Source organism: Fulvivirga ulvae (assembly GCF_021389975.1).
GTDB classification, from domain to species: Bacteria; Bacteroidota; Bacteroidia; order Cytophagales; family Cyclobacteriaceae; genus Fulvivirga; species Fulvivirga ulvae.
On record NZ_CP089981.1, the window covers coordinates 5337726 to 5356374 of the forward strand.

At 41.7% G+C, this 18649-nt stretch carries 15 protein-coding genes; 8 read left to right on the forward strand and 7 right to left on the reverse strand.

The annotated features are described in order from the left end of the window. Positions 1 to 217 precede the first annotated feature (217 nt). Positions 218 to 1462, forward strand: coding sequence for an alpha/beta hydrolase-fold protein (locus LVD17_RS22510; protein ID WP_233761525.1), 1245 nt, complete (start codon positions 218 to 220; stop codon positions 1460 to 1462). Positions 1463 to 1553: 91 nt separating this feature from the next. Here LVD17_RS22510 and LVD17_RS22515 read toward each other — a convergent pair whose 3' ends face one another. Together LVD17_RS22515 and LVD17_RS22520 are read right to left on the reverse strand one after the other, a co-directional pair. Next, on the reverse strand, positions 1554 to 1931 hold the full coding sequence (locus tag LVD17_RS22515) for a nuclear transport factor 2 family protein (RefSeq protein ID WP_233761527.1): 378 nt from the start codon (positions 1929 to 1931) through the stop codon (positions 1554 to 1556). A gap of 123 nt (positions 1932 to 2054) precedes the next feature. Beyond that, the gene (locus LVD17_RS22520) at positions 2055 to 3188 is read right to left on the reverse strand and encodes a DUF2652 domain-containing protein (protein ID WP_233761529.1); all 1134 of its coding nucleotides are present in this window, start codon (positions 3186 to 3188) and stop codon (positions 2055 to 2057) included. 238 nt (positions 3189 to 3426) lie between these two features. Between LVD17_RS22520 and LVD17_RS22525 the strand changes: the two genes are divergently transcribed. The 3 genes from LVD17_RS22525 to LVD17_RS22535 all read left to right on the forward strand — a co-directional run bounded on the left by LVD17_RS22525 (position 3427) and on the right by LVD17_RS22535 (position 7816). Beyond that, positions 3427 to 4329 carry a phytanoyl-CoA dioxygenase family protein gene (locus LVD17_RS22525; protein WP_233761531.1) on the forward strand — a complete coding sequence of 301 codons (903 nt, stop codon included), beginning with the start codon at positions 3427 to 3429 and terminating at the stop codon, positions 4327 to 4329. Between the two features lie 335 nt (positions 4330 to 4664). After that, the gene (locus LVD17_RS22530; protein WP_233761533.1) at positions 4665 to 5492 is read left to right on the forward strand and encodes a hypothetical protein; all 828 of its coding nucleotides are present in this window, start codon (positions 4665 to 4667) and stop codon (positions 5490 to 5492) included. After that, on the forward strand, positions 5489 to 7816 hold the full coding sequence (locus tag LVD17_RS22535; protein ID WP_233761534.1) for a hypothetical protein: 2328 nt from the start codon (positions 5489 to 5491) through the stop codon (positions 7814 to 7816). Before LVD17_RS22530 ends, LVD17_RS22535 begins: the two co-directional genes overlap by 4 nt. Before the next feature lie 10 nt (positions 7817 to 7826). Here the strand turns inward: LVD17_RS22535 and LVD17_RS22540 are convergent, their stop codons facing one another. Continuing rightward, positions 7827 to 8036: a hypothetical protein gene (locus LVD17_RS22540; RefSeq protein ID WP_233761536.1), complete on the reverse strand. Its 210-nt coding sequence runs from the start codon at positions 8034 to 8036 to the stop codon at positions 7827 to 7829. 155 nt (positions 8037 to 8191) lie between these two features. On the opposite strand from LVD17_RS22540, the gene LVD17_RS22545 reads away from it, so the two are divergent. Further along, positions 8192 to 9175, forward strand: a complete 984-nt coding sequence (locus tag LVD17_RS22545; RefSeq protein ID WP_233761538.1) for a DUF697 domain-containing protein — start codon at positions 8192 to 8194, stop codon at positions 9173 to 9175. Positions 9176 to 9240: 65 nt separating this feature from the next. On the opposite strand, the gene LVD17_RS22550 is transcribed toward LVD17_RS22545, so the two are convergent. Further along, a complete protein-coding gene (locus LVD17_RS22550) occupies positions 9241 to 9663 on the reverse strand; it encodes a transposase (protein WP_233761540.1) in 423 nt (140 codons plus the stop codon). 255 nt (positions 9664 to 9918) lie between these two features. Then, a complete protein-coding gene (gene yaaA / locus LVD17_RS22555; RefSeq protein ID WP_233761542.1) occupies positions 9919 to 10683 on the reverse strand; it encodes a peroxide stress protein YaaA in 765 nt (254 codons plus the stop codon). Between the two features lie 256 nt (positions 10684 to 10939). Here yaaA and LVD17_RS22560 point away from each other — a divergent pair, with 256 nt between their 5' ends. Continuing rightward, positions 10940 to 12094 (forward strand): GAF domain-containing sensor histidine kinase, encoded by a 1155-nt coding sequence (locus LVD17_RS22560; RefSeq protein WP_233761544.1) that lies wholly within the window; start codon positions 10940 to 10942, stop codon positions 12092 to 12094. Between the two features lie 31 nt (positions 12095 to 12125). Here LVD17_RS22560 and LVD17_RS22565 read toward each other — a convergent pair whose 3' ends face one another. Together LVD17_RS22565 and LVD17_RS22570 are read right to left on the reverse strand one after the other, a co-directional pair. Then, on the reverse strand, positions 12126 to 12833 hold the full coding sequence (locus tag LVD17_RS22565) for a LytR/AlgR family response regulator transcription factor (RefSeq protein WP_233761553.1): 708 nt from the start codon (positions 12831 to 12833) through the stop codon (positions 12126 to 12128). Next, positions 12830 to 13621 (reverse strand): sensor histidine kinase, encoded by a 792-nt coding sequence (locus LVD17_RS22570; protein WP_233761555.1) that lies wholly within the window; start codon positions 13619 to 13621, stop codon positions 12830 to 12832. Before LVD17_RS22570 ends, LVD17_RS22565 begins: the two co-directional genes overlap by 4 nt. 201 nt (positions 13622 to 13822) lie before the next feature. Between LVD17_RS22570 and LVD17_RS22575 the strand changes: the two genes are divergently transcribed. Then, complete coding sequence (locus LVD17_RS22575; protein ID WP_233761557.1) at positions 13823 to 14698, forward strand: ABC transporter ATP-binding protein; 876 nt, start codon at positions 13823 to 13825, stop codon at positions 14696 to 14698. Between the two features lie 273 nt (positions 14699 to 14971). Continuing rightward, positions 14972 to 18574, forward strand: coding sequence for an ABC transporter permease/M1 family aminopeptidase (locus LVD17_RS22580; RefSeq protein ID WP_233761559.1), 3603 nt, complete (start codon positions 14972 to 14974; stop codon positions 18572 to 18574). Positions 18575 to 18649: the final 75 nt, after the last annotated feature.

Sequence of the window (18649 nt, forward strand, 5' to 3'; positions counted from 1 at the left end):
CAGCGGGTAAGGGTTATATAACAAGTCTTTTGATGCCGTCCGATCTTTGGGTTATCAGGCGGTATCAGACTTTTTATATAGCCTTTATTTTCCAAATTCACCTCATCTTTAGCTTCAGGATTGCTGTTAACGATTTGTTAAACCTCCTATAAGATTTACCTGATAAGTGAAGTTTTAACAATTTACAATCAAGTTGTTAAACCTTATAATTAAACCTATGAAGCTATTGATCAAAACCCTGTCTTTGATAACCTCCCTTGTTTTTATAAGTGCCTGTACAAAAGCCCAGCCGAATGATCCTCCCGAAACAATGGTATCAGCAGATACTGAAGTAGAGCCCATCATTATCGGAAATAAACTCAGAATATACTCGGAGGTTTTGGGTGAAGAGAAGGAATTGTACATTTCCCTGCCACCTATGTATAATCAACATGTTCAAAGTTATCCGGTAGTGTTTGCCTTAGAAGCCGAATACCTTTTTGAAGCTACAAGTACAGTTGCCAGATATATGTCCTCACGGAGTAAAATGCCTGAGTCCATCATAGTGGGAATTGCCAATGGAGAGTTTGATAAAAGACATGAAGTGGGTTACAAAAGGTGGGGAGGGAAGCCAGAGGCATACATTCGTTTTTTTAAACAGGAGCTGATTCCCTACCTTGAAGAAAATTACAGGGTCAACTCACACAGAACTGTTATAGGTCTTTCTCCTTCCACTGGATTTTTATTTGAGGTCTTCTCCAGCCACCCAGGCCTTTTCAAGGCTTACCTGGCATTATCCGCTCATTTGGAATGGGACAGGATAGTAGGCTCGGATTTGTTTGATGAAGTAATATCCAAAAACAATGACCCCAACTACCCAAAGTCCGTTTTTTATTTTGCCAGGGCAGCCAGTGACTTTCCCACGTTTGTTAATTCTGAAGAGAAATTTAATGACGCACTTTCACGGCTGGAAAACTACACTGCTGATCGGGTGAAGATAAAAGTTGACATTATGGATGAAGAGGAGCATTATCTCATGGCTCTGGCAGGCCTCCGGTCAGGTTTTGAAGCTATCTACCCTAATAACATCTGGCGGAACCCGGGTTGGGCAGGCTGGGACAAAGAAGCAGATTATGCACAGAAATATTTTATAAATTATTATGATGAGTTATCATCCCTATATGGTTTTGACATATATCCGGTGGAAAACGCTCATGGTTATGGATTTAGTTTGACAGGAAAGGTCCATTCTGCTAAAAGGTTTGGAACAAACCAGCAAGTAATGGAACTGGCAAAGCTTGGTATAGATTATTACCCAAATTCGGCCCAGCTACACATGGATTTGGCTGAAGCCTATAAAAAGAATGGAGATATAACGCTGGCTCTTGAAGCAGGCGAAAAAGCAGTTGAATTGGCTTATATGTACAAAAGCAAAAATTTACAGGTATTCAGACAAAGACTGACCGAACTAAAGGGCAGATAACGACCCATTACACTGTATTAAGACAGGCCGCCATGCAACATTGACATGGCGACCTGACTATTAATATTCCGGAATACAAAAAAATGAAGAGTTATACTTCCTGCGGTGTAGGAGAGAAGAAAAAGCGCTCGGTAACTATTTTGCCATTGTCCACTTCGTAGACACATATTTCTTCCATGGTGGTTCTTCCTGCGCCCTTCATGGTCATGTCTAACTTCATAGTTACGGCAAAATAATTATCTGCAATTATGGGATCAGAAACTTCTATGGCGTGAATTGCTTCTGTCATTTCAGTAAACTGCTTGCTTTTTTCCCTCTTTCCTTCAATGCCCTCAATGCGGTGTGATGGCGTACCATCTGGCTCAAGGGATAAAATACTGTTTGCATAGAGCTCATTTTCGGCGGTATCAAATTGACCATTACGACAAAGCTCTACCAATCGGTTGGCTACTTTCTTTACTGTTTTCATAGTGGTTTAGTTTATAGTGGTACTTTGTATATGGTATAGATCTACATATTCTAAAACTGGAAATAGGTTATGATATAATCCGGTATTTTGAAATATTACCGGAAGAGCCTGATAATAGTATCCTTATACTTGAGCCAAATTCCGATGCTCAACTTCATGAGTATCTCTTTCCTGATCTTTATATTTCATAAAATTTTCTTTGCTAAGCAATTCGAGATTGCCAAGGCTTGCGTTCATCTCCAAAACCTTGTGAGCAATAAATTTACTGATGAGCCGCAATAGCTGTCGTGGTAATTTGCCCAGAAGCCTGAGCCTCCATTGAAAATGCGTGCCACCATTCACCTCATCCAACTCACCCGTGATCTTCGCATTGATCCAGCCTCTCTTATTACACACTGTATAATAGTGAAATGGTCGCCAGTCCAGAACATGCTCTATAAAGTTAGAATTAGTACAATGGTTTTGAGATTCAGTTCCTGTGCGGCCACCGGGCCTGTCCTTTATTACCCAGTTGGCCTTATTACCGGCATACCATCTATTCCTTTTGTCAGGATCGCAAAGCCAGTCCCAGATGATCGGCGGAGGGGCAGTGAATGTGTATTCTACATTTACATCAGACTCATTTTCAGCAATATAGTCTCTGCTGTTAGAAGTATACTCTAGGTACTTTTCGTCAAAATTAACAGCAGTTATATTGATACTGCCGAAGTGTTTATAACTTTCACTTCCATGATAAATGTTTTCAGGGCTGATCCCCATTTTGTCAATGCAGATATTAGAAAACAAAACGTAGCCGTTCCAGCCGGTAGCCTCGGAAACAGTGTTTTTTAAAAGCCGATGGGCGAGATTAACACTTGACCCTATGGGCTTAACTTTTCCGGCTATTTTCTGAAGCACAAACTCCCCATAGTGGATAACGAATTTCAGATCAAGCCTTGAAACTTCCTGGCAGGCCCGGCAAGGACATGTGATGTTATGGGACATTGTCCTTTTATTGATACGGAAATTAATATACGTGGACTCTACCAGCTCCATCAACAGTTCTCCCCGTGTGATAGCTTCTTCGGTTGCATAAAGAAATAAAGCATCGCCTTCAACTTCGGCCAGTTGTAAAGTCGGAGTCAGTTCTTTGGTAAGGAATTGTATAATATGACCTAGTACCAGCGGTGCATGGGCCAGCTCAGAATTGGCCATGAAAGCTGTATAACCGGAGATATCGGCCAGTAGTATATAGCCTTTTCGGGGTTGAGCCTCCATGGGTCTTTCATCCTGTTTGATGTAACTAAACTGATTACAGACTTAAATAAATGCTGATTTTTTCTGGTTTATGGAATAGTGTTAAAGTTAGCAAAATCCTTTGTCCTTATCAATGAAAATGTTTTGAATATCAAATGGTTAGATGAAGAAATGATTAATTAAAGTATGGAAATAGCGGAACTTTGAAAATATACTTATTCGAGAGCCAGGGTTGTAGTATTTATATTCTAAACTTATCTTGAATAAAAGCATTACAATAAAGAATATGGACGCATATGGTATTAGCACTGCTCAGCGGAATAGTTTGCGGAAAGATGGCTTTCTTGTACTTCCCAATGCCATTCCGGATAACCTGTTGGGCCAGTGGCAGGATTTGACGTATGAGCTAAGCCAGAGGGCTGCCACTGGTGACTTACAAAGTTTTGGGACTAAAAATATGCATATAGTTGAAAATAAAGGCATTAACATGCTGACACGATGTAATGATCTTTTAGGTATATACCCCGATGCCGTACTCAACCTGCTTTCATCACCATCCTTACTGGCCGTTGCAGAAGTGCTTTGCCAGCCGGGAGCTGTGCCTTTGCAATGCGATGTCCTGTTCAAGCATCAATGTGCCGATTCCGCAATTTTGTGGCATCAGGATGCTCTCCATAATCGCAGCTTCCCATATTTAAATATCGGCGTTTACCTGGACGATGCAGAAGAGGATGACGGATGCCTCAGGTATGTGCCCGGCACGCACACGAAAGCCCAGGATATCTGCAGCTTGACCAAAAATTATGGGTGGGAGATCCCCGGCTCAGTAAGCCAACCGGCCAGGGCCGGTGATATTTTGATACAGGACATGATGATACTCCATGGCTCGCCTGCCAAGCTCAAAGAAGGGGTGCGTCGTACCATTTATATTGAAATGCGATCCTATGATGCTATTGTTGATCATGGCTACCAAAGCCGTGAATGGGCTGAACTACGTAGGCGATGGATGGGATTGGTCAAACGTCGGGCCAAAGACGATGCCGACGGTATTCCGGAAGGTTTAGGGACAGATGCAGATGAGATAGCTGCTATACTCAACAGGCCTGAGCCACCCGTGCCTGCGGCCTATTGCCATGAACATATGAATTGGCCGAACGGCTAAGCTTTGCCAAACTTTCAGAATAAGGCAATTTTCCAGGGTGTTTAAAACGTCATATTGCTAGTGCTTAAAGCGGAACTTTATATCAAAAAATATCTTACGACGCGCTTATTTAATGGCTCAAAAAATATAATTTCACGGCTTTAAGCAGATAACTAACTCCCGACTAAAATCTCCTGAAAGCCTGCTGTTTATATATCGTCCTTATTATTTTCCTTTCCGGCTGCACCGATAGTCAGGAATCAACTATTTCATTCTATCATTGGAAATACAATGCAGAACATAATCCTGCCATTTCCGCTGCGCTGGATCATTCCAGGATAGACAATACCCTTTACATGCACTATTTTGATGTAGACAGGACAGATAGGGGCGTTTATCCGGTTTATGTGCTGAACAGGGTAGACAGTGCTTTTAAAGCATATAATATTGTGCCCGTGGTTTTTATCACGAACAGGTCTTTCAAGGATCATATTGACCTCGACCGGTTCAGTGAACAGATAGTGGGACTGGTTGACGAGATCAGCCTGCATCACTTTGGCAGAAGACTCAAAACGATTCAACTGGATTGTGATTGGTCAGAAACCACCAGAGACAAGTACTTCGAGTTGATTCGCATGCTGAGCCGGGACCTGGATGTAGTGCCAACCATTCGTCTGCATCAGATCAAGTATAAAGACAAGACCGGTATACCACCGGCAAAGACAGGTGTACTGATGTTATACAATATGGGCAATCTGAAAGATGAACAACAAAATTCCATTATTCAGGCCGATATTGTGGATGACTATATTCATAATACTACCACATATCCGTTAAAGCTGGATGTAGCCCTGCCGCTGTTCTCTCAAACTGTAATTAAAAATAACAGGGGACAAATAAGGCTGGTGAATAAATCTATGCCGGAAGCTTTAAAGCAAGACAAACTACATTTCAGGCAATTGGACAGTCATTTATTTGAAGTTACACGAGACACGCTTTACCACGGGTTTTACCTTTCGAAAGGCTACCGGCTGAAGCTGGAAGAAAGTGGCGTAGATGAAATTTTAGATTCCTATTCCATTGTAAGGCATAGTGAACTCCAACTTAATAATATTATTTTGTATCATCTTGACGATGATGTACTAAAACAAGTAGATTTGGCCAAACTCCTCGAAAAACTATGAAGCGTTTTCTCTCTGTTATGCTCCTGTTGTTGGTATCAAAAGCCGCATTAACCTGCGGTTGGGCACCGGATAGTGACCTGTATTTCTTCTATAACCTGTTTTATCAATCCAATATTTCCAATAAGGCTTATTATCCGTTCCTTCGTGATGAAAGCAATACGTTTTATGAAGGTATGGATGGTGAGCAGGTTGTTGACATCCATTCAGGCAACATTGCCCAATGGCAGGAACTACTTTCCGGCTGGTCGGCTGAGGACGTGACAAAAGCTTTATTTGCCAAAACCCAGGCTGAGTTTCAAAGCGCCTGGGCAGGGAAGCAGGGAGCATTGGAGAAGGATGCCAAACTCTATATGGATTTTGCCAGAAAATGCAGCGAGGCTTTTGCTTACAGAGCAGAATACTCATGGCAGTACAACAAGATCAAAAAATCATCGCCTTCGGATATTACCACTTTGTTGAATGAAGGCATGTCGAAGTACCAGGAGGAGAAAAACGACCAACTCAAAGCCAGGTATGCATATCAGATTATCAGAATTTTGCATTACTCTGATCAATACCAGGAAGCCATAGACTTTTTCAACAACCATGGAGCCGCTAAAGCCCCTTCAAGTGAAATAGATTATTATCTTCTTGATCAGGTTGCCGGATGCCACTACTCATTGCGGGACTATGAGCGTGCTGCCTACATGTTCCTGACAGTATTTGAACACAGTGTTGACCGCAAACCTTCCGCTTATCTGAGCTACAAATTTTGTGTAGACAAGGGTGCCGAGGGTAAGTCCTACTTTAAGGGAAATGATGACCAGGCCACTTACATTACCATCAAAAGCCTCAGGGATTTTACAGAAGAGTTGGGCGGTTTACGTGAACTACTGGCTGTGTCACCTAATGACAAGAAACTGGAACTGCTTTTTGTAAGGGCACTCAACGGTATTGAGCGTGAAGCATGGCCAACCAATGTAGGGCTGTCGGACGTTATTTTACCTCGCCTCAAAAACGATGAACTTTCACAAGTGAAAGAGCTTCAACAATTAGCCACTGCGATCTATAGCAATAAGAACACTCAGAATAAGGATTTCTGGCTGCTGGCTGATTCCTACCTTTCGTTTTTACAAAACAACATACCAACGGCCAAAAGCAAACTGGACGGAGTAAAATCTAACGCTTATACTGTTCAGGTCAACTCCCTTAAGCATATTTATGAGGTCTTTTCATGGAAATCCATTGGCGCCAAAGAAGAAGCTTACCTTGCCGGCATACTTAGCGATCTCAATACAGATTCCTATTATTACCTTACAAAACAAAACTGGAAGCACTTGATTCAGGATCAGGCGGGTCATTTGTATTACAAAAACGGACAACTGGCTAAGGCTTTTCTAACCCATAATGACATTGACAAACTTCGCTATGTCAACTCTCTGGAGCTTATCGAGGATTTTGAGAAGCTGGCAGGGCAGGGTACATACAACGCCTTTGAGAAACAGCTCATAGCCCGTACGCAAGCTACAACCGGGACGCACTCATTAGCCGCATACATCAAATTTATAAAAGGCAGTTATTATCTGCTGCACGCCCAGCCGGATAAGGCATTGCCATACCTGCAGAATAACCCGGTAAGCGCCCAGCCGGCCGTTGGGATAGCAAGCTTTGTTTCAGCAAGAGTATTTAGCAACAATATGATGGAGTGCTTCGGGTGTGATGAGCTTGAAGTAATGGAAGATTCCGTATTCCTGGCATCGGTTTATTCTTTCATAAAACCCACCTTCAGCAAAGCCGACCTTGCTCTGAATTTGTTGAAACTAGACTCCATGACACAAGACACCAAACAGTGGAAGCGCAAACTATCACACTATCTGTTGGCCAACTATTACTTTAACGTCTCCAATACCGGATATTTCCGCGGTACATTGACCGGTGATGGCAATTGCTGCAATTATGACTTCTTCCCTTACCGCTCCGGAGACCGTACCTCTGAAGAGTACATCAGAGACCGGGAAGGCTACAACCTCAACTATGTGGAAGGAAGGAAAAGGACTGATTACCACCTCGCTGAAAACGCCTATGAGCACTATCAAAAAGTAATTGAAAACTCAACCGATAAAGAACTTAATGCCAGATGCTTATACATGATGGCCAAATGCGAACTCAACCAGATGTACAACCAAACGTCAAACCGGTATTGGTACTACAAAGGAGAAGCCGGTGCTGAAGAACTGCCTTATAAAAAGAGCTTTCAGAAGCTAAAAAGTGAATATCAATCAACGAAGTTCTATTCGCAGATTATCGAGGAGTGTAGTTTTTTCAGGTATTATGATGGGTTGTGAGGGAAATCTTTCACAACCCCAACTCCCTCTCCGGTAAATCCATCTCGCGGGCTATGATCTTAAAAGTTTGGAGCACCTCATTGTAGGTTAGCAGCCTGCTTTCGATGTGGGTTAGTTCCTCTTCATCAGCCCAGCCTTTGCGGTCGCTGGTTTCTCTGATGTTTTCATGGATGGTGATCAGTACATTGTGAATGTATTCTTTAAGTGCTTCTCTGGTCATGGGGTAAGAAATTTGAGATTAGATGGTTGCATGGTGCAATTTTATAACTATTTGGCAAGGGGATTAGTTTATTTTCGTTGCTAATGATCGGGTTATATTGGAGTTGCTGAGCTGGTTTTTGAAACCTTTTACTCCTTTATGCTGTCTAAAACAATATGAAAACCCTAAAGAAAATAGGCTTACTGGTTTCACTGGCATTTATCCTTGGCTTTGTGCTGTTTGCCGTTAACCAGATCATAGCCTTCCATGCCAACCTGACCACCATCAATGTAACACTTGCCTGGCTCATTACAGGATTTATCAGTGTCACTATTTTCCTTTTATTACTAATTCCTCTTGTCCTGATTGCGCGACTGCCCAAATCAGTTGCTTTTCCTGATAATTATGAGGATGAAGCACAATACCATACGATCCTCAAAAGCCGCCTGGCCAGGAACAAGCTGGTCAAGAAGGCGGGCTTGAATGTAAATACTGAAGAAGGTATGAAGCAGGCGCTGGAATTGCTTAACAAGGAAGCCCAGGAGGTTATAAAGCAGACCGCCAAAAGCGTATTTTTTACTACGGCTATTTCGCAAAATGGAAAGCTGGATGCTTTAACCGTATTCATTACCCAAAGCAGAATGATCTGGAAAGTGGCTCATATTTACTGGCAAAGGCCGTCGCTGAGGGACATGGTTAAACTTTATGGTAATGTAGGAGCTACCGCTCTTATAGCGTCGGAACTAGACGAAATAGATATCACCCGCCAGGTAGAACCCATCATTAACGCCGTACTCCGCAGCCCCGGAAGGTCGCTGCCTGTTATAGGTCATGCTGCCCATATAGTTACCGATAGCCTGCTAGAGGGCTCTACCAATGCTTTTCTGACCTTGCGTGTAGGTATCGTAACCCAGCGCTATTGCGGTTCATGGGACATTGCAGACCGCAAGACCATTAGAAAGAATTCATTCATTACTGCCTCCGCGCTATTAAAAAATCTGGTTCTTGAATCATCAGGAAAGGTTGTTACCAGTGTAATGACCGCAATAAAAGATGCAGGAAAGAATACTATCAAGTCGAGCGTAAAAGGGGTAACAGGTATTTTTAAAAGGAATAAAGGCAGTGAGGTAATAGATCCTTCTTTTGGTAAGGAACAATAAGGTATCTAGTGCTTGCTTCTGAATGACACAGAGTCATGGCAAGGCATTGGAATATTCTGTCCTTATTACAAGGTATAAAACCTGTCCTCTTTCCATTTCAATGGATTATCGATAATGTATTGTGAAATATTGTCAAACGATTTTTGATTTCGGATGATATGATCGTGATACCGGGATTGCCAGGTAAAATCCTGATTGATCAATCGGGAATTTTTGGTGACACCGATTTTAAAACCACGTACAATGGATGCAAGGTTTTGGGATTGTGGGCCGAATTTGTTTTTTGGGGTTGTTGTGGTGTATGCATTCTGTAGAGGCGCAAAATTTTGCGTCTCTACAGAATGCACACCGTCCGGTTTATCAATAATAATGATCCCATGCACATGATTAGGCATAACAACATGATTGCCCAATTTTACAAACGGAAAATGTTCAGGGATTTCCAACCAACACCGATTGGCAATTTGTCCCATTTCGGATAATTGCATTGTTGGGAATTGAGGTCCTTCGTTTTTACAATCCTGCCAAACCAATGTGCACGATCTTTTGTGCAGATCGTTACAAAATATGCTGCGTTCCACCCGTAATCCCAGCCAGGAAGACGTGTAGAGGCAATTCTATATTTATTTTTATATAGATCGGCCATTTCTTATGCTGTTTGATTATGGGGATAAACACAATAATTAATTTAAAAAATATTTAACGTTTCTTGAAAGACCTGGTGGCAAGCCTTGTTTATCAAATCACCCTCTCCTAAACGCCAGCAAATCCTCCGTGGAATTCTCATCATCAAAGTAGTATCCCTCATAATCAAACGCTTTAAGCTCTTCAACAGTGGTGGGCTGATTTTTGATGATGAAACGGCTCATCAGCCCACGCGCTTTTTTGGCGTAGAAAGAAATGATTTTGTATTCGCCATTCTTGTGATCCTTGAAGTCTACATCAATTACTCTGGCCTTGAGTTGCTTCGTATCCACTGACTTAAAGTATTCGTTGGAAGCCAGGTTGATCAGGATCTTGTCTCCCTGGGCCTTCAAGTCTTTATTGAGCTGTTTTGCTATCTTATCCTGCCAGAACTCGTAAAGATTGGCATGCTTACCTACATTGAGCCTGGTGCCCATTTCAAGTCTGTAAGGCTGGATAAGGTCCATCGGCCGGATGAGTCCATATAAACCAGAAAGTATTCTGAAATGCTTCTGGCTGTACTCAAGTTCGTTCTCATTAAAAGTCTCAGCCTGTAGCCCTTGATAGACATCGCCCTGGAAGGCAAATATGGCATGCTTTGCATGTACAGGATCTTTCTTTTTGGTAAAATGATGATAGCGCTCCACATTAAGCTGAGCCAGCTTATCACTGATAGACATCATCTCCGAAATATTCTCTTCAGAGTGTTTTTTGAGTTCACCTATCAGTACAAGCGCTTCTTTCTGAAATCTGGGTAAAGTATGCTCGTGGTTATATTTGGTTTCAAAATCAAGGGTTTTCGCTGGGGATACTATAGCTATCATTTAGATATTTTCTTCTATATATTTTTGGAATAAGTTGCAAACCTAAATTATAAAGTGTTGCCAACATAGACTTGACTTCAAACAAATGTCAGACAAATGATACTGTTATTGATCAGTACCGCATAAGCCTAAAGTATAGAGTATAGGAAAAATTATAAATTTTCCTTTAGATTTTAGCTGATATCTTGTTAAATTAATAAGAATATAGATGGCTATGCAATACCCAAAATTCATAGAAAACAAGACTTTCTTCTCAATGGATTCTTCCAAAACCGAGAAAGAACAATTGCTTGCCCTTACTAATAATCTTAAAAAAATTCAACGCCTGACCACGTCACATTTTTCTGACTTTCAGCATCTCATTTCAAGCTACCTGAAAGTTGGGTTACAGATTTTTAACATGAAAATAGGCATAGTTTCCAAAATAAATAATGGAGAATATCTTGTATGCCATTGTATGTCCAAGATGCAACAAATCGAAAGTGGTACAACATTTCCTGTAAAGGATACTTATTGCAAGGAGGTAGTAAAAAGTAATAAGGTCATAGGCCTGCCACATGTTGGCTCACTTAAGGAAATGAAGAAACATCCGGTCTATATCAATATGAAACTGGAGTCATACATAAGTGCACCTATTTATATAGAAGGGCAACTTTTCGGTACACTTAATTTTTCTTCAACACAACCCAGAAAATACGGGTTTTCTGAGCATGAGCGTGACTTGATAGCTATGATGGCTAATGCCATAGGAGCTTTTCTAATGCTCGAAAAGAAAGAGCAAGACCTTTTTAATTCCAATGATCGAATGAAAAGACTTGTAGGTTTCGTAGCGCATGACCTTAGAGCTCCTTTAAGCAACATCAAAACTCTGGCAACTTTGATAGGCTCCAAGGGTAATGAAGATATTGTACAAATGATCAGAACCTCCTCTACTAAAGCGTTAGAATTGGTACACACTATATTGGAAACTGCTGCAATGGGAAGTGGGAAGATAAAACTTAACCGTTCCCTACAGGACTTTTCCACCATTTTCAAAGCGCGATGTGAGTATTATAAATCGCTTAAATATGACAAAAAGCTTAACTGGATGATTGACATAGAAGACAGTGTAAAACTAGAAGTGGACAGAGATCGTATGCAGCAGGTTTTTGATAACCTTTTATCCAACTGCACAAAATACACACCTTCAGACGGCAGAATAACCATTAGCATGAAACGCCAAAATAATGGGAGTGTGCTTGTAAGTCTCTCTAATACTGTTGATAATTTTGTTTCATTTGAAGATTTTGATATCAGAAATAAGGTAGGATTTGGGCAGGAAATTATTAATGAGATCCTTACACTCCATGATTCCTGCCTGGAATTACAAGTGGAAGACGATACTTATCACGCCAGCTTTCAAATAAAATAACAGAGTGATTACTAAAGCTATTCCTTGATGATCAGAGCCCTAACAGCCTGTTCACATTCATTTTATATACCTTTCCCACCGGCACTGTACCATCCCCAATACGGATCGTATTACCCTCGATACTTTTAATATGCTTAGCTGCTACCACAAACGACCTGTGTACCTGGATAAAATCAGTTGCAGGGAGTATGGTTATCAGGTTGGAGATTTTGTCCCGGGTTATAATGATGCCCTCTTGAGTTACCACTTTGCAGTAATTTCCGGAAGCTTCTATATAGAGAATGTCCTTAATGATTACCTGAACATACTTATTGTCGCTCTGAATAAAAATCCGCTCTTGAGTGCTTTTGGTAGCATTATCAACATGCAGAGCGGGAGAGGACTGTTTAGAGGTTACAAATGTCTTGTTGATAGCTTTGAGAAACCGTTCGAAGCTGAAAGGCTTTAGGAGATAATCTGCGACATTGAGTTCATACCCTTCAAGTGCAAACTCGCTGTAGGCTGTAGTTACAATAACTTTCTGGGGTGAGGTGAGGGTTTTGAGAAAGTCAAAGCCTTTGAGTTTTGGCATATTCAAATCCAGGAAGATGAGGTCTATGGTGTGTTTGTTTAAGTATTGTATGGCCTCCAGCGCATCGTAACAACTCTGCTGAAATTTCATGTCGGGAAGCATATCACAATACCCCTTAATAACATCATGCGCAATATGTTCATCGTCTATGATTATGTATTTGATCATGTCAGTTTTAGCATAAGTTGTGCTTTGTAAATATCGTTGCGTGTTTTCAATTTTAGGGAATGACGCTTAGGATAGGCAAGTTGCAACCTCCTTTTCAGGTTCTTGATCCCTATTCCGTGAGTAGAAGATGCCTCTTCCAAATCAAAGTTATTCTCCACGGCAAAACTAACCTCGTTTTCATTAGCGATCAGGCTCATTTGAATATAAGCTTCTTCCCGAAGGTTTTCCACCCCATGTTTGAAAGCGTTTTCAAGTAATATAATGAACATCAGGGGCACGACCTTAACTCCTTCCGTCTGAATATGACAGGTAAACCGGATGTCGATCTTTTTGTGGTACCTCGCTTTGTGCAGTTCAATGTAATTGTTTAAATATTCAACCTCCTGCTCCAGTAAAACCAGTCCCTTTTGACCATCATATATACTATACCGCATCATGTCTGAAAGCTTAAGTACCATACTTTTGGCTTTGCCAACATCTTTATCCATCAGGCCATAAAGGTTATTCAGTGTATTAAAGAAGAAATGAGGATTGACCTGGCTCTGCAAGTGCAGCAATTCCGTATTTGCCTTGTCCTTTTTCAGTTTTAAAGTAGACTTTATCTGGTTAAACAGCCAGCGGGCCACCCAAAATGCGATGAGCCCAAAAAAGAGAAAAGCCAAAAAAGAGAAAAAAGGCTCCTCCAGGTCATTTTCAAGAAATATCAGCATAACAACCATAGCCATTGCCATCAACCAATAGCGATATCTCTTTATCAGTCGTTTGCCTTTTGTCAAGTTCAAAATCATGGTTCAATAATAGTCAAGTAATAAATGTGGAGCAAGTATGTTGACAGACATACCCGAAACGGTGATAGACATTTACCAGGAAGGGATCAAAGCACTTCATGATGTACACAGAGCCTTCTGAAAGCGAACTCCAATAGTCTGCAACAGATGCTCAGACCTAAGTGATTTTACCGCTAATGTTGGGTCAAAACAAATCGAACTATGAATAATCTTTCAATTACGAACGTGTCAAAAACCTATTCCAACGGTGTAAAGGCACTAAAGAATGTGTCATTGGAAATCCCTGCAGGTATGTTTGGCCTGTTAGGGCCTAATGGGGCAGGTAAATCATCCTTAATGAGAACCATCGCCACTTTACAGGAGCCAGATGGAGGGTCAATTAAGTTAGGTGAGCTGGATGTACTTACCCAAAAGAAGGAAGTAAGGAAGATGTTGGGCTATCTCCCGCAGGAGTTTGGAGTGTACCCTAAAATATCTGCAGAAGTATTACTGGATCATCTGGCAGTGCTGAAAGGACTAACCAACGGTGCGGAAAGGAGAGAGGTAGTAAAGGTTCTTCTTCACAAAACAAACCTATATGAGGTCAGGAAAAAGAACCTTGGGGGCTATTCCGGAGGCATGAAACGGCGCTTTGGGATAGCGCAGGCACTGCTTGCCAACCCAAAACTGATCATTGTAGACGAGCCTACGGCCGGACTTGATCCTGCTGAAAGAAACCGCTTTCACAATGTGTTATGCGAAGTGGGCGAAAATGCAATCGTGATACTCTCGACGCACATTGTCGAAGATGTGAAAGAATTGTGTACCCGGATGGCCATAATCAACAAGGGTGAAGTACTGCTCACCGGGAGTCCACAGGAAGCCATAAAAGAGGTTCAAGGCAAAATTTACAGAAAGACTATTAACAAAAATAGCCTTGATGCTTATAAAAAAGAACATGAAGTCATCTCCGAACGGCTGCTACAAGGTAAACCAGTAATCCACATCTATAGTGAAAGTGATCCCGGTCAGGGCTTTGAAGCAGTTGAAGCTGAGCTAAGCGACGTGTACTTCTCCCGGGTTTTCGGTAGCCGGTGATCAGTTGAGAACTAATCGGTATTTGGTGAAATAGTAATCAGTATTCGGTAAAGTAGTAAACGGTGAACTATAAACTATAAACCCACTTCCGAGCAGAGTTTCTCACTTCCGAGCAGAGTCTCTCGCAGAGGACTCTGCGGCATTAAACCATAATTCATTTTCCCTCAAAGTGTCATGAAAAGGAACTCAGCGACATTACAAGCAAAATTTAAAACAATACTTCCCAGCAGAGGACTCTGCGTCATTAGGAGCAAAAATTATCAAAAAACAATCATGTTATACGAAATATTCAGATTCGAAATACAGTACAGGTCAAGGCGGCCTGATACCTATATTTACTTCTTCATACTCTTTTTCTTTTCAACCATAGCCGTAGATTTTCTTTTTGAAGGTGAATTACATCCGCTGCGCAGAAATGCCCCATTGGTAATTGCCCGAACCATGGGTATCGTTTCTGCACTTTTTATGATGGTCGTATCTATGATCATGGGTGTAGCAGTATTGCGCGATTTTGATCAGCAGATGGAGTCATTGATGTTCGTAAATCCCATAACCAAGAGAGACTACCTACTGGGGCGGTTCCTGGGGTCTTTTGTGGTACTGGTGTTGATTTTCAGTGGCTTGCCTTTGGGTATGATCGCGGGCGACCTGATGCCGTGGCATAAAGCCAGTGAGCTGTCTCCCTTTGAGTTGTGGCATTATCTTCAGCCTTTTCTTTATCTGGTACTGCCGACCTTGTTTTTTGGAGGAGCCATATTTTTCGTTAGCGGAGCACTGAGCCGTAAGCTTATTATAGTTTATACCCAAGGCTTCTTTTTTCTCATGGCTTATTTGCTGGCAATGAACCTTGCAGTCAAAAATGATGACCTGTTTGTAACAGCACTTATTGAACCTTTCACCTTCCAAACCATCAGAATAGCAACGGCTTTTTGGACTATGGCAGAGCGCAACAGCATGATGGTTCCTATGGATGATGTGCTACTTTACAACCGCCTGATGTGGTCTGCCATTGGCATTATAGCGTTGATTACCGGATATTATGCCTTTCACTTTCAGGTAGTCAGGGATAAAGCCTCAAGAAAAAGGCGACAAACAACCGACAGCGCTGCCAGTGCGCCTTCGCACACTGGCAGCACAAAGGAAATTCCTGCAGTTACTGTCAGAACCGGTACCTGGATTGGTTTGATTCAACTTCTGCACCATGCTTTATTTAATTTCAGGTTTATAATCAAAAGCATACCATTTTGGGCCATAGTACTTTGCGGTATGTGCATACTGGTTATCACGCCTTTTAATTTGGGTACCGTATATGGTGTAGACAGCTATCCTACTACGGATATTCTGGTGGGCGAGCTGATGGAAAATACCATATTGTTCTTTCTGGCCATTATTCTGTTTTACTCCGGGGAGTTGGTATGGCAGGAGCGTGATGTCCGGGTCAATGGAATATATGACGCCTTGCCTGTATCAGATACCGTAAATTTTACAGGTAAGTTTATTGGGCTCATCCTCAGCTACGTAGTACTTATTGCGGCAATGATCCTGGCAGGCATAGGTTACCAGACTTTTAGTGGATATTACCAATATGAGCCTGGTGTTTATTTTATGGGTTTCTTTGGTGAGATCTTTCCATTCCTGTTTTTCCTTACCATCATAAGCTTTTTCTTTCAGGTATTGGTCAATCATAAATTCCTGGCACATCTGGTAGTTGTGGCCTTTGTTTTTGCTTCCTCCATTATGCTGCAGGTAATTGGCTTCAACCATGGTCTGTATACTTTTGCGGCAGGAGATCTGGGTACATATTCAGCCATGAACGGATATGGCCATTTTCTTGAACCCTATTTATGGTTCAAACTTTATTGGCTCTCTTTTTCCATATTACTTTTCATTGTTGCCATCATTTTGTCAGTCAGGGGGACGGAAACGCGGCTGTTCAGGAGATGGAAATTGAGCAAGCCAAGATTTACCAAGCCTCTTTCACGGGCATCTGGTGTCTCAATCATCATATTTTTGCTCACCGGGGGTTTTATTTTCCACAATACCAATATACTCAATAGCTACCTTCCCGAACCAGCCCAGAATGCACTGCAGGCGGATTATGAGAAAACCCTTCAACATTACAAAAATATACCTCAGCCAAAAATTGTAGATGTTAACCTGCACCTTGATCTTTTTCCGTATGACAGGGACTATGCGGTTGAGGGAGATTACGTACTTACCAATCATCATAACCAGGCTATAAATGAAATCCATATTCAAAAATTGCCGAACGACCAGGTAGCGCTTGAATACCTTGATATAGAAGGTGGCGCTACATATAATAATAAACATGAACTTTTCAGTTATTACATATATGAATTAAAGCACCCGCTATACCCTGGTGATTCCCTCAAAATGACTTTCAGGCAAACTTTTACTACGACGGGTTTTACAGAGAACAGCGATACACATGTGGTCTACAACGGTACTTTTTTTGATAATTCCCACTTCCCAACCGTGGGATACAATGAAGATATTGAGCTGGATGATGATCATATTCGTAGTGGACTTGGTCTGGTACCGAAAGTAAGAAGCGCTAAAATAGATGACCCCATAGCTGTACTGGACGGGAAAGCCGGTGGGGACGGCGAGGAGATCAATTTTGAAATGGTGATCAGTACCGACACCAGCCAAACAGCCATAGTGCCAGGATATTTGAAAAAAGAATGGCAGGAGGGAAGCCGCCGTTATTTTCATTATAAAATGGACGAACCTATGTCCAACTTCTATTCGATGGTTTCAGCACGCTACGAGGTTCTGAAAGACCAATGGATTCCTTCAAATGATGGTTTAGGAGATACTGCAGACCTGGAAATATATTACCACAAAGGTCATGAATACAATCTTCAGCGTATGATGAATGGCATGAAGAGGTCTTTGGACTACTACAGCAAACACTTTGGCCAGTATCAGTATCGTCAATTGAGAATATTAGAGTCAACTATATATAAGAACAGGGCGCAGTCATTTCCCAACACAATACCCTTTTCGGAAGGAATGGGCTTTATTTTGGATATTAACGATCAGGAAGACTTAGATATGGCTTTTTATGTAACTGCCCACGAGGTAGCCCATCAATGGTGGGGACATCAGGTCAACCCGGCCAATGTACAGGGTATGTCTATGATTTCTGAAACACTTGCACAATACGCTGCCCTAATGGTGTTTAAAGATGCCTTCCCGGAAGCCCAGGTAGAGCAGCTTTTAAAATTGCAAAGAGAGCGTTACTTCAAAGGTCGTTCCAGGGAAAGAAGCTGTGAAATGCCATTGGCGCTGGTAGAATCGGGGCAGGATTATATCCACTATGGCAAGGGGCTCATCAATATGTATGCACTGCAAGACTATATTTCAGAAGATAGTGTCAATAGTGCATTACAGCAGTTTTTAACGGATTGGAATGGTTTTCAAAAGCCATTGGAACGATATCCTACAACCGATGATCTGTTAAAGTATTTCAGACGTGTTACCCCGGACAGCTTGCAATATGTTATTGAAGACTTGTTTGAAAGAATAACCATTTATAAACTGAAAACCAATGAAGCCACATACGACAGAACGAATGCAGGTCAATACCATGTAAAGCTTAGCCTTGAAGCTCAAAAGTATAGGATTGATAGCTCAGGTAGCGAAGAAGTTCTAGCGATTAACGATTGGATTGATATAGGTATATATGCCGGAGAAGAACTGATCTATAAGAAAAAACACTTCATGACCAATGAAAATACAGAACTGGAAATTACTGTAAATAGGAAGCCAACCCGGGCCGGAATTGATCCACTCCATAAGTTGATCGACAGAAAGCCGGAGGACAACCTTAAAACCCTGCTTTATGAATAGCTGAATGTAAGCCACTAACCTGCCTGTGATCTGCTTTGTGTACTGGTGGATTTAGGGAGTTCCGTTAGAGGCGTT